Genomic DNA, 10876 nt, shown 5'->3' with positions numbered 1-10876 from the left:
TTGGCGGCGCTACCGTTCTGAACAGGGACTGGCTGGGAGGGCTGTTGACCGCGGGACGGGCTGTGGGGCTGCTGCTTGGCATCGTCGCGGACGGTGTGTTCGGCGATCCACGTAAGAGACATCCGGTGGCGGGTTTCGGCGCGCTCGCGCAACGCGTTGAGCAGCTGACTTACCGCGACAGCAAGGCGCCAGGCGTGGCGTACACAGCAGTGCTGGCCGGGTCGGCGGTCGCTGTCGGTATCGCTGCCGAACGCGTCGGCAAGCGTCACCCGTTGCTGCGCGTGCTGACGACCGCGACAGCCACTTGGATCGCACTCGGCGCGAAATCCCTGGCCCGCGAGGGCACGTCGATGGGCCGTGAGCTCGACGCCGGTGACGTCGCAGCCGCCCGCAAGCGTTTGCCCAACCTCTGTGGCCGCGATCCGCAGGCTCTCGACGCGACCGCGCTCGCCCGCGCCACCGTCGAATCCGTGGCGGAGAACACATCCGACGCGGTCGTCGCCCCGCTGTTCTGGGGCGCGCTGTTCGGCGTGCCCGGCCTGCTCGGCTACCGCGCGGTGAACACCCTGGACGCGATGGTCGGCCACCGATCACCCCGCTACCAGCAGTTCGGCTGGGCCTCAGCCCGCCTGGACGACGTGGTCAACCTGATCCCGGCCCGCGCCGCCGCAGCCTTGACCGTCGCGGGCGCCCCAGTGGTCGGCGGCTCCGCCCATGGCGCCTGGCAGGCCTGGCAACGCGACGCCACCGCCCACCCCAGCCCCAACGCAGGCCGCGTCGAAGCAGCCTTCGCCGGAGCCCTGGAAATTCGCCTGGGCGGGCGAACCGTCTACGCCCACGGCGTCGAAGAACGCCCAGTCCTCGGCACAGGCCGTAGCCCCGACGCCGGCCACGTCACACGAGCGGTTGAACTTTCCCGCGTCGTCGGCGTCCTGGCCGGCGTCGTCGCCGCCTTCCTGTCCTTGTTCCGCCGCCCCTGAGAAGCGTTTTTGTGCCCCCAATGTGGCATTGGGGGCATCTAACGTCCCCAATGCCACATTGGGGGCACGTTGAAGCGGCTCAACGGAAGGTGATTGCTGGCCGCGGTCGCATCGAGGCCACGGCGTAGGCGGCCTTGAGCTCCCTTATCACCCTCGCCGGATCGCTTCGAAGCAGGGATGGAAGGGTTTGCACCAGCACGACGCCAGCTGCCGCGTATCGATTGTTGCGGCTCAAAGTCGCCGCGTAGCCGTCCGCAGTGAAATGAAACTCTTTCGAGTCTATTTCCCAGGCCAACGCCACTTCGTCACACCACGCGTCGGGGCGTGCGATACGTCGCCCGTCGGCGCTGAGTATTTCGACGTTCCATTCGCACTGAGGCAACCTTGCTCGTTTCCATAGTCGCCAAGCGGTGCCCTCGGCGGCAGATCGTGCCCCGCCGGATATTTCGGCGAGGATACGCCGGGGCAGTGCCGAGCCCCGGTCGCTCCCCAGTGCGAGCTCGTTACTCAATGCGTCCGGTTGGCAGAACCCTCGCTGCACGGTCTCAGCCAACATGGCTCGAACCTCATCGGGCTTCACCATTCGCCTGGCCGCGTCGAGTACTGCCCGTTCTACAGGAGCCAGTGGCACGCCGTCCCGAAGGGTTCCGCCAGGGAACCGGGTTGTCCTCTCCACCAGGACGAAGCCTGTGCTGGTTATCTCTCGCGTGTCCGGCACAAGAATGTGGACAGTGTCGGGTTGAGGGATTCGCCGCAGGCCATACAGACGTGCTGCCCATAGGGCTGTGATCAGAGTCGGCCGACCACCTCGGAGAAGTGCCGCGGAAATCCGTTGCCGATCGGTAGGTGGGCTGGTTGTAAGCAGGATGATGCCTGGCAGGAGTCGACGCCACGGCCCGCCGGGCAGGCAACGTCGGTAGATCGTTCGCCTCGGTACACCCAGGCTTTCCAGTTCGGCGGTGCGAACTACATCTGATTTCTCGCAGCGGCGGGCCAGATCGCTGCTGTCCGCCCAGGCTCCTTTCTTCATGCGATCAAGCATGCCGAGCCGGGGCCGCGATGCCAATGACGAACCCGTGCGAACGGTCCGTTCGTACGGGTTGGTGTCCCCAATGCCACATTGGGGACGTTGGATGCCCCCAATGTGGCATTGGGGGCAAAGCAGCCGAGGTTTAGGGCTTGTTCACCAAGATGGCTCTATGTTGGGAACTGGCGGACGGGCTGTTCGCGCACCTTGGTCATGTAATCGTGAGGACGAGTCTCTTTCGAGGGGGAGGATTTCTGCTTCTCGGCCGTCTATCATCCGGGCTGGGGAGAAGGAGGGCCCGATGGAGCCTTGGGGAATCAGCGGGCCGCAGTTCGTGTGGCTGTACATCGTGGGTCTGCTCGCGGTGCTGGTGGTCAGCTTCTGGGTGCGGCGTCGCTTCTGGAGTGTGCCGCCGCCTCCGCCGCAGGCGCCGGTCAGTATTGAGGAGCTCGCGTTCCTGACCGGGGGCATGAACCGCGTTGTCGACGCGACGATCGCGCGGCTGGTCGAGTGTGGCGTCCTCAGAGTTCAGCGCGACGGCACGTTGCAGCACACCGGAACGTCTGTCCGGAACGCTCTGGACAGCGAGATCGTGCAGGTCGTTCGCCGGCATCCGCAGACTGCGCCGCAGATTCGGCGGGCGCTGCGTCAGCACTCGATCGCCGAGGACATCCGGCGCCGGCTGGGGGATCGCGGGCTGCTGCATCGCGAGAACTTCGGCCAGAAACTGGTCATTCAGCTGCCGGTGATGGTACTGGGTGCGATTGGCACCGCGCGGCTGGTGAACGGCCTCGAGGCAAACCGCCCAGTCGGGCTGCTCACCGGATTGCTGTTCATCACGTTGCTGTTCTTCTTGTTCCGGTGGAAGATGCCGCAGCGGTTCATCAGCACCAAGTCGGGGAAGCAGTTCGTCGATCGGGTGCGGCAAGCCGGTCCGAGCCAGGCGCACCGTCTGCTGCCCGTGGCCGCGCTGACCGGCGCGGCTGGGCTGGTTGTTGTCGGTGGTCTTGAGGCGTTCCCGGATGACGAGATCGCGACGGCGCTGGGGCCGTCGGCGCCGATCAACACCGTGAGCAGTTCCTCGTCGTGCGGATCGTCGAGCAGCTGCAGCAGCAGTTCCAGCTGTAGCTCGAGCAGCAGTTGCAGCAGCGGAAGCAGTTGTGGCGGAGGCAGCAGTTGCGGCGGTTAGGTCGAGGCCTTTTCACGTTCGGCTGCTTCTTCTTCCGCGACCATCTCGGCCACGGACTTGCGGCGTGGCCGTTCGGTCGTCAGCGCGCCGCCGGGTAGCAGTTCACGCCAGGTGAAGTAGATCCAGCCCAGGATGGCCATGGAGCCGAACGCGATCCACTGCAGCGCGTACGACCAGAACGGGCCCGCGTCCAGCTCGGGCAGCGGCAACGGGCCGAGCACGCCGGGCTGATCCTTCTCCAGCTGCAGGTAGCCGGGTTCGATCTTCAGGCCGGTGGCACGGGCGACCACCCGCGAATCCACGCTGTACGCCTGCCGTTTGCCCTTGGTGCTGTCGTCGGCGAACGCGTCCCGGTTCTCCGGGTCGTTCTCGTCACGACGCAACCGTGCGATCACCTCGACCTGACCGTTAGGTGGCGGCGGGTAGTCAGGTACAGCGGACTGCACGGGCCGTACGAACCCACGGTCGATCAGCACGACCCGGCCGTCGGTGAGCCGGAACGGGACTGTCACCTCGAACGCGGGCTCGCCCTGGACGGTCCGCAACCGGGCGACGATCTCCTGGTTCCCGACATATTCGCCGGTCACCTTGACCAGCCGCCACTCGTTCATGCCTGGTTCGAGCGGTACCGGATCGGCCTTGCGCGAGTCCGTGATCTGGTTGTTCGTGGTCGTGCGGTCGTCGTCGCGGCGGAACTGCCACGGCGCGAGCATCATGAAGCAGGCGGTGGCGAAGATGATCACCAACGCGGTCAGTCCCAGCCAGCCTGGCCTCAGCAGATTCCGCAGCCGCACACGTCCACGGTAGCTACCCCGCGAACACGTCCGAGAACCTGACCCGGAAACCGCCGCCGACGGGTGCGGCGCACATCACTCCGGCCAGCACCGGGACCTCCGGCGGCAGGTACGCCTGCCTCAGCATGTTCCCGCCGGAAGTGACGGTCACGGTGTCGCCGGTCCGCACCGCCTCGATGGTGATCTCCTCGGTGTCCGGCGCGGGCACGACCGACCAGTCCGAGACATCCCTGGTCACCACCACCGACAGCAGCCTGCGGTCCTCGACGATCTCGATCCCGGTCTTGATCCAGTTCCGCTCGTCGATCCGTAGCGCGATCCCCGCCTGGTCGTACTGGTCCTGGTACTGCCCGGTGAACGTCGCCCGCACGGTGAAGTCGCCGGTCAGCTCGCGGCCGAAGATGTGCCCGGTGTCGCGGATGAGCCCGTTGTGGGTCGTGCGCCAGAAGTCCGTATCTCCTACCGCGGTGACCGTCAGCCCGTCATCGGCCGACCACTCCGCGGGCTCGTTCAGCCATTGCCACCCGTCAACCCCGAATGCCTGCATGCCGATCATGCTCGCAGAGCGGCACGGGCTGCGGAAATTGTTTGGCTCGCGTATCCATTGCCGAAGAGCAGAACATGCACCAGCAGGGGAAACAGTTGGTGCAACGGCACCCGCGCCTGCCAGCCCGGTGCCAGCGGGTAGACCTCGTTGTAAGCGCCCAGCACCCGCTCCAGCAGCGGACACCCGAACAGTTGCAGCATGGCGAGATCGGTTTCGCGGTGGCCGCCGTGGGCCGCCGGGTCGATCAGCCAGGCGCGGCCGTCTGTCGCCCAATGCACGTTGCCGGACCACAGATCTCCATGCAGGCGGGCGGGCGGCTCGTTCGGGACGAGTTCGGCGAGCCGCGCACACACGGCCTCGAACGGTCCGGGCGGGAGGGTCGTGCGCCTGAGATAGGGCTCGATTCGTTGCGACGCATAGAACTCAGGCCAGCTGTCCACTGGACGGTTGGCCATCGGTGCGAGACCTATCCAGGCGTTGGCCGGGCCATCTGGAGGGGCGGAGCCGAACGCGGGCGCACCGCTCAGGTGCAGTTCGGCCAGACCGCGACCGAGCGCTTCGGCGTCCTGCGGAGTACCGGGCTCGATCTGTTCGATGACCAGCCAGTGGTCGTTGTGGCCGCGTACCGCCGGGACCGGCAGCACGCCCGGCTCGGCGATCCAGTCCAGCGACTTGGCCTCGGCCAGGACAGCGGTCGGCTGCGAGTGCCGTTTGGCCACGACAAGATCGCCGTCGGCCAGTTCGACCTCGTAGACCGAACCGCTGATCCGGTGCGCCTGCTCGGCGGGCACCCCGGTGAGTTCCGAGACGGCCGCCAGCGCGTCGGTCACAGGTTCTCCCGCACCCATTCGACCAGGCCCGGCGTGGCGGCTTCGATCATCGCGAGCACGATCTGGAAGCCGTCGTTGCCGCCGTAGTACGGGTCCGGCACGTCCAGGTCGCCGGTCGCCTTCGGGTCGAACGACCGGAACAGCCTGATCTTGTCCGGATCGGTGAGCCGGCGCAGGTCCTGGGCATGCCCGGAGTCCATCGCGAGCAGCAGGTCGGCGTCCAGGTGTTCCGGCCCGACCTGGGCCGCGACGTGCGCGGACGGGTAGCCGTGGTCGATCAGGACCTTCTGTGCCCGGCTGTCGGCGGCGTCGCCGACATGCCAGCTGCCGGTGCCCGCGCTGGTGATCTTCACCTGGTCGAGCAGCCCGGCCCGGCTGAGGTGTTCGGTCACCACCAGGGCGGCCATCGGCGACCGGCATATGTTGCCTGTACAAACAAAGCTGAGGTGCACGGGGAGCAACCCTACCGATCTCCTAGAATCCCCACGATGACCAGCGAAGACCTACGCCACCACGGCGACAAGGACACGGCGCCGGGCATGGTGGACTTCGCCGTCAACGTCTGGCTGCCGGCGCCGCCGCGCTGGTTGCACGACCGGCTCGCGGCAACACTCGAGCGGCTGGCCACGTACCCGTCCGACGCGGATGATCTTGCCGCGCGGGAGGCCGTCGCGTCCCGGCACGGCCGGACACCAGGTGAGGTACTGGTGCTCAACGGCTCTGCCGAAGGGTTCGCGTTGTTGCCGAATCTGCGGCCGAAGCTGGCCGCGGTGGTGCATCCGTCGTTCACCGAACCCGAAGTGGCACTGCGGAACGCGGGTGTGCCGATCCACCGCGTGCTGCTGGACGGCGACTACGTGCTGCGGCCGGAACTGGTGCCGGACGAGGCCGACATGGTCGTGATCGGGAACCCGACAAACCCGACTTCGGTCACACATCCCGCCGCGTTGATCCGATCCCTTGCCCGTCCGGGCCGGTTGGTCGTGGTCGACGAGGCGTTCATGGACGCGATTCCCGGCGAGCCCGAATCGCTCGCCGGTGACTCCGATGTGCTGGTATTCCGCAGTTTGACCAAAACCTGGGCGCTCGCCGGGCTGCGTGCCGGTTACGTGCTGGGCAGCCCGGACGTCCTGGCCCGGCTGGCGACTGATCGTCCACAGTGGCCTGTTGGGACACTGGTCCTGGAGGCGGTGGCCGCGTGCTGCTCGCCTGGGGCTGTCCGGGAGGCCGAGGACAAGGCGCGTGAAGTGCTCGAACACAGGGACGCGTTCGTGGCCGCGTTGCGTGCCGCGGGCACCGAGGTGGTGGCCGAGCCGACCGCGCCGTTCGTGCTCGTGCGTGTCCAGGATGGTGCGCGGTTGAGGGAAACGTTGCGGGAAAAGAAGATCGCTGTCCGCAGGGGGGAGACCTTTCCGGGGTTGTCGGCCGATCACATCCGGCTCGCGGTCCGGCCTCCCGCGCAGACGGCGCGGTTGTTGTCAGCCTGGCCGGTGGAGGTTCGTGCGTGATTACGGTTGGCCAAGTGGTCGCGGCGCTGGAGGCGGCGTATCCGCCTGAACTCGCGGAACCCTGGGACGCGATCGGCCTGGTCTGCGGGGATCCGGGCGAGTCCGCGGCGCGTGTGCTGTTCTGCGTGGACCCGAGTGAGTCCACAGTGGAGGAAGCGATCGAGTGGGGTGCGGGGCTGATCGTGGCCCACCACCCGCTGCTGTTGCGGGGCGTGCACGGGGTCCCGGCCAGTACGCCCAAAGGCAGTCTGGTGCACAAGCTGATCAGGGCGAACGTGGCTTTGTACTGCGCGCACACGAACGCGGATTCCGCGTTTCCCGGGGTTTCCGACGCCCTCGCGGACGCGATCGGCCTGTCGGTCCGTAAGCCCTTGAGCCCCAAGGACGAGACGACAGGTCTGGGCCGGATCGGCGGCCTGCCTGAGGCTGAGCCGTTGCAGGTGTTCGTGCAACGTGTCGCGGATGCCTTGCCAGAGACCGAGCAGGGCGTACGCGCCGCGGGTGATCCAAACCGTCTGATTAGGACGGTCGCGGTCTGCGGCGGGGCCGGTGACTCACTGTTGGCCAACGCGGTGACTGAGCGTGTGGACGCGTACGTCACCGCTGATCTGCGGCATCACGTGGCCGGCGAGCACATCGACTCCGCGCCGGACGCGCCCGCACTGGTGGACGTCTCACATTGGGCCAGTGAGTGGCCGTGGTGCGAACAGGCGGCGGGCATCGTGCACGCCGCGTTCGGGAGTAACGTCGAAACGCACATATCGACTCGCCGCACCGATCCCTGGACCCTCCGGGCGGCCAAAACCGGGAGGATCACGCCTTGAAAGCCGACCCAGCCGTGCAGCGCCGGCTCCTGGACCTCGCCGAGGCCGACGCCGAGCTGGCCCGCATCGAGCACCGGCGCCGCACGTTGCCGGAGATCGCCGAGATCGCCGCAGCCGAGCAGAACGAGCGCACCAAGCGGGACGCCCAGGTGGCCGTGACCACGCAACTCGGCGACATCGACCGCGAGGTCAAGCGGCAGGAAAAAGAGATCGACCAGGTCAGGGCCCGTACCGAGAAGGACAACAACCTGCTGCAGTCCGGCACGGTCGCCGCCAAGCAGATGACCGACATCGAGCACGAGATCGAGACCCTGAAGCGTCGCCAGGGCGCGCTCGAGGACGACCTGCTCGAGTTGATGGAGCGCCGCGAAGCGCTGGAGATGGACAGCCAGCACGCCGACGCCGAACTGGGCAAGGCAGAGGCAGCGGTGGTCGACGCGACCCAGCGCCGCGACGAGGTCTTCGCCGACCTCGCGACCCAGGAAGCCCGCGCGACGGAGCGCCGTTCCGCCATGCTGCCGGAGTTCCCCGACCCGTTGCTCGCGCTGTACAACCGAGTCCGGGAACACAAGGGCACCGGCGCCGCGCTGCTGCGGTCGCGGCGATGCGGGGCGTGCCGTCTGGAGCTGGACCGGGTCGTGATCTCGCAGATCAAGGCCGCGGCAGCCGACGACGTGGTGAACTGCGAGGAGTGCGGCGCCATCCTCGTGCGGACTGGAGAATCCGGCCTGTGAAGGTACTGATCGAAGCCGACGGCGGGTCCCGGGGCAACCCGGGCCCAGCCGGCTACGGCGCGGTCGTGTTCGACGCGGCCACCCACGAGGTCCTCGCCGAGCGCTCCGCCGGAATAGGCATGGCCACAAACAACGTCGCCGAGTACGGCGGCCTGATCGCGGGCCTGACAGCGGCGGCGGACCTGGGCGCGACCGAGGTGGAGGTCCGAATGGACTCCAAACTCGTGGTCGAGCAGATGTCCGGTCGCTGGCAGGTCAAACACCCGGCCATGCAGCCACTCGCGGCGCAAGCCCGTTCCCTGGCCGGAAAATTCGACCGGATCACCTTCGAATGGATCCCCCGGGAGCGCAACAAGCACGCCGACCGGCTGGCCAACGAAGCCATGGACGAACAGGCCGGAATCGAGAAAAAACCAGAGCCAGTCAAATGGACCGGAGCCCGCGGCACCCCAACCCGGATCCTGTTGCTACGCCACGGCCAAACCCCGCTTTCGATCGAACGCCGCTATTCCGGCCGAGGCGAGCCCGCGCTGACCACATTGGGAGAGCAGCAAGCCGCCGGAGCAGCCGCCCGCCTGTCCGCAATGGACAGCGTCGACGCATCGACGCCGATCATTTCGTCTCCGCTGGGCCGGACCCGGCAGACTGCGGCTGCTGTGGCTTCGGCCACTGGCGGCGAGCTGGACGTGCATGAAGGCCTGATTGAGACCGACTTCGGCAGCTGGGAAGGCCTGACATTCACCGAAGCGGCGGAGCGTGATCCTGAGCTGCACAGTCGGTGGCTTTCGGATTCATCGGTTCCGGCTCCTGGCGGGGAAAGCTTCGATGAAGTGCACCGGCGAGTCCGTAAGGCCCGCGATGAGCTGATTACCGTGCATGGCGGCAAGACGATAATTGTGGTCAGCCACGTCACGCCGATCAAATCTTTGCTTCGGATGGGTCTGGATGCCGGGCCGTCGCTGCTTTACCGGCTGCACCTGGATTTGGCTTCGCTGTCGATCGTGGAGTTCTATCCGGACGGTAATGCTTCGGTTCGTCTGGTCAACGACATTTCACATCATCCCAGGTCGTGACGTAACCGTCCGGACGGACCAGAATCGGCTGTGCCACAGGCCGCACAGGCTTGACGACCCGAACGAAGTCAGGCACCTCGGCTGGTTCGTCCGTGACGAGCACGAAATGCCCGCCCCGCAACGCCTCGAACAGCCGGCCGGTCGTGAGCTCGATGTCCTCGATACGTTTCTGTGCGCCGTAGTGAATGCCGATGCCGGAAACCTGACCGGCGACCTTGCGCAGAATGCCCGGCCTGCTCAACGCGAATCCGCCGATGACGCCCCGAACGGCCTGGCCAAGCCGTGACTTGACCATGGCCAGCCGGATGATCGCGCCACTGCTGCGCAGAACGGCCTTGCCGACGGGGTGCCGCTCTTGCTGGTAGGTGTCAAGCAGTTCATCCCTCGCGTGGCCGTGTAGCACCGCGGCCAGCTTCCAGCCGAGATTGGCGGCATCCTGGATGCCGGTGTTCATGCCCTGGCCACCCGCGGGCGAATGACAGTGTGCGGCGTCGCCCGCCAGGAACACCCGACCGACCCGGTACTTCGGTACCTGCCGTTCATCACTGTGGAACCGCGACATCCAGCGTGGGTCGTGCATCCCCATATCTGTGCCAAGTGCACGCTTGGTGACCGCGCGGATCTCGTCGAGTTCCAACGGAGCCTTGTCATCCACCTGGTGGCGCCGGTCCCATGCGAAAACCCGATACCAGCCATCACCGAAGGGTGCGACAAACGTGAACCCGTCCCCGACGGCGTTGACTCGCAGCACATCCTCGGGCAGTTCGGTCAGCCGGACATCCGCCAGCATGATCGACTTCACTACGGCCTTGCCGGGAAACGGCAATCCCAGCAACTGCCGGACCTTGCTGTGCACGCCGTCCGCACCGACGAGATACTGCCCTGTCCGGGTGCTGGTCTCGCCGTGCTCGTCACGGATCTCGACTGTGACGCCGTCCTTGTCCTGCGTTAGCCCGACGACCTCGGCCCCGAGCTCGATCTTGACGCCCAACCGGTCGGCCCGTTCCAGCAAAACCTTCTCGACCTCGTACTGCGGCGTGATCAGCAGATGGTTGAACCTGCTGGGCAGCACACTGAGATCGACCTGCACCCGGTCGAACAACCGCAGTCGCTGGACAGTCTGACCAGGCAGTTTGTCCGCCAGGCCGCGCATGTCGAGCTCCTCCAGAGTCCGGGCGTGCACCCCGAACGCCCTGGTCATGTTGGACTCGCTGGTCCGGCGCTCCAGGACCGTCACCTGAACGCCTGCCTCCGCCAAGTCCCCCGCCAGCATCAAGCCGGTCGGTCCCGCTCCCGCGATCAGAACATGCATCGTGACCTCCGAAGTCAACACCTGTTGTCATCGTCCGTTGAAAAGGTAGCTCGGGCCC

At 66.8% G+C, this 10876-nt stretch carries 11 protein-coding genes; 6 read left to right on the top strand and 5 right to left on the bottom strand.

The window, feature by feature from the left end; genetic code table 11:
* Positions 1-44 precede the first annotated feature (44 nt).
* Positions 45-980, top strand: a complete 936-nt coding sequence (locus JOF56_RS05055) for a cobalamin biosynthesis protein (protein WP_209635034.1) — start codon at positions 45-47, stop codon at positions 978-980.
* 1328 nt (positions 981-2308) lie between these two features.
* A complete protein-coding gene (locus JOF56_RS05050) occupies positions 2309-3196 on the top strand; it encodes a TIGR04222 domain-containing membrane protein (protein ID WP_209635032.1) in 888 nt (295 codons plus the stop codon).
* Here JOF56_RS05050 and JOF56_RS05045 read toward each other — a convergent pair.
* Genes JOF56_RS05045 through JOF56_RS05030 form a run of 4 tightly spaced genes read right to left on the bottom strand, consistent with a single transcriptional unit; the run spans position 3193 to position 5774 of the window.
* On the bottom strand, positions 3193-3990 hold the full coding sequence (locus tag JOF56_RS05045) for an SURF1 family cytochrome oxidase biogenesis protein (RefSeq protein ID WP_209635030.1): 798 nt from the start codon (positions 3988-3990) through the stop codon (positions 3193-3195). The genes JOF56_RS05050 and JOF56_RS05045 overlap by 4 nt on opposite strands.
* 13 nt (positions 3991-4003) lie before the next feature.
* A complete protein-coding gene (locus JOF56_RS05040) occupies positions 4004-4537 on the bottom strand; it encodes a DUF1349 domain-containing protein (protein WP_245378150.1) in 534 nt (177 codons plus the stop codon).
* Positions 4538-4542: 5 nt separating this feature from the next.
* Positions 4543-5367: a fructosamine kinase family protein gene (locus tag JOF56_RS05035; protein ID WP_307854925.1), complete on the bottom strand. Its 825-nt coding sequence runs from the start codon at positions 5365-5367 to the stop codon at positions 4543-4545.
* Positions 5364-5774, bottom strand: a complete 411-nt coding sequence (locus tag JOF56_RS05030; protein WP_245378149.1) for a low molecular weight protein-tyrosine-phosphatase — start codon at positions 5772-5774, stop codon at positions 5364-5366. Before JOF56_RS05030 ends, JOF56_RS05035 begins: the two co-directional genes overlap by 4 nt.
* 81 nt (positions 5775-5855) lie before the next feature.
* Between JOF56_RS05030 and cobC the strand changes: the two genes are divergently transcribed.
* The 4 genes from cobC to JOF56_RS05010 are packed head-to-tail and all read left to right on the top strand — an operon-like array spanning position 5856 to position 9506.
* Positions 5856-6875, top strand: coding sequence for an Rv2231c family histidinol phosphate aminotransferase CobC (cobC, locus tag JOF56_RS05025; protein ID WP_209635020.1), 1020 nt, complete (start codon positions 5856-5858; stop codon positions 6873-6875).
* Entirely contained in the window at positions 6872-7699 is an 828-nt protein-coding gene (locus JOF56_RS05020; protein WP_209635018.1) for a Nif3-like dinuclear metal center hexameric protein, read from the top strand. Before cobC ends, JOF56_RS05020 begins: the two co-directional genes overlap by 4 nt.
* Positions 7696-8433 carry a zinc ribbon domain-containing protein gene (locus tag JOF56_RS05015; protein ID WP_209635008.1) on the top strand — a complete coding sequence of 246 codons (738 nt, stop codon included), beginning with the start codon at positions 7696-7698 and terminating at the stop codon, positions 8431-8433. The genes JOF56_RS05020 and JOF56_RS05015 overlap by 4 nt, the downstream gene beginning before the upstream one ends.
* On the top strand, positions 8430-9506 hold the full coding sequence (locus JOF56_RS05010) for a bifunctional RNase H/acid phosphatase (protein ID WP_209635006.1): 1077 nt from the start codon (positions 8430-8432) through the stop codon (positions 9504-9506). The genes JOF56_RS05015 and JOF56_RS05010 overlap by 4 nt, the downstream gene beginning before the upstream one ends.
* Here JOF56_RS05010 and JOF56_RS05005 read toward each other — a convergent pair.
* Positions 9475-10818: an FAD-dependent monooxygenase gene (locus JOF56_RS05005; protein WP_209635005.1), complete on the bottom strand. Its 1344-nt coding sequence runs from the start codon at positions 10816-10818 to the stop codon at positions 9475-9477. The two genes, JOF56_RS05010 and JOF56_RS05005, sit on opposite strands and share 32 nt — an antisense overlap.
* Between the last annotated feature and the right edge of the window lie 58 nt (positions 10819-10876).

This window comes from Kibdelosporangium banguiense (genome assembly GCF_017876405.1).
In the GTDB taxonomy this organism is placed as follows: domain Bacteria; phylum Actinomycetota; class Actinomycetes; order Mycobacteriales; family Pseudonocardiaceae; genus Kibdelosporangium; species Kibdelosporangium banguiense.
The sequence above is the reverse complement of the archived record's forward strand: the minus strand, read 5'-3'. Positions and strand labels throughout refer to the sequence as shown.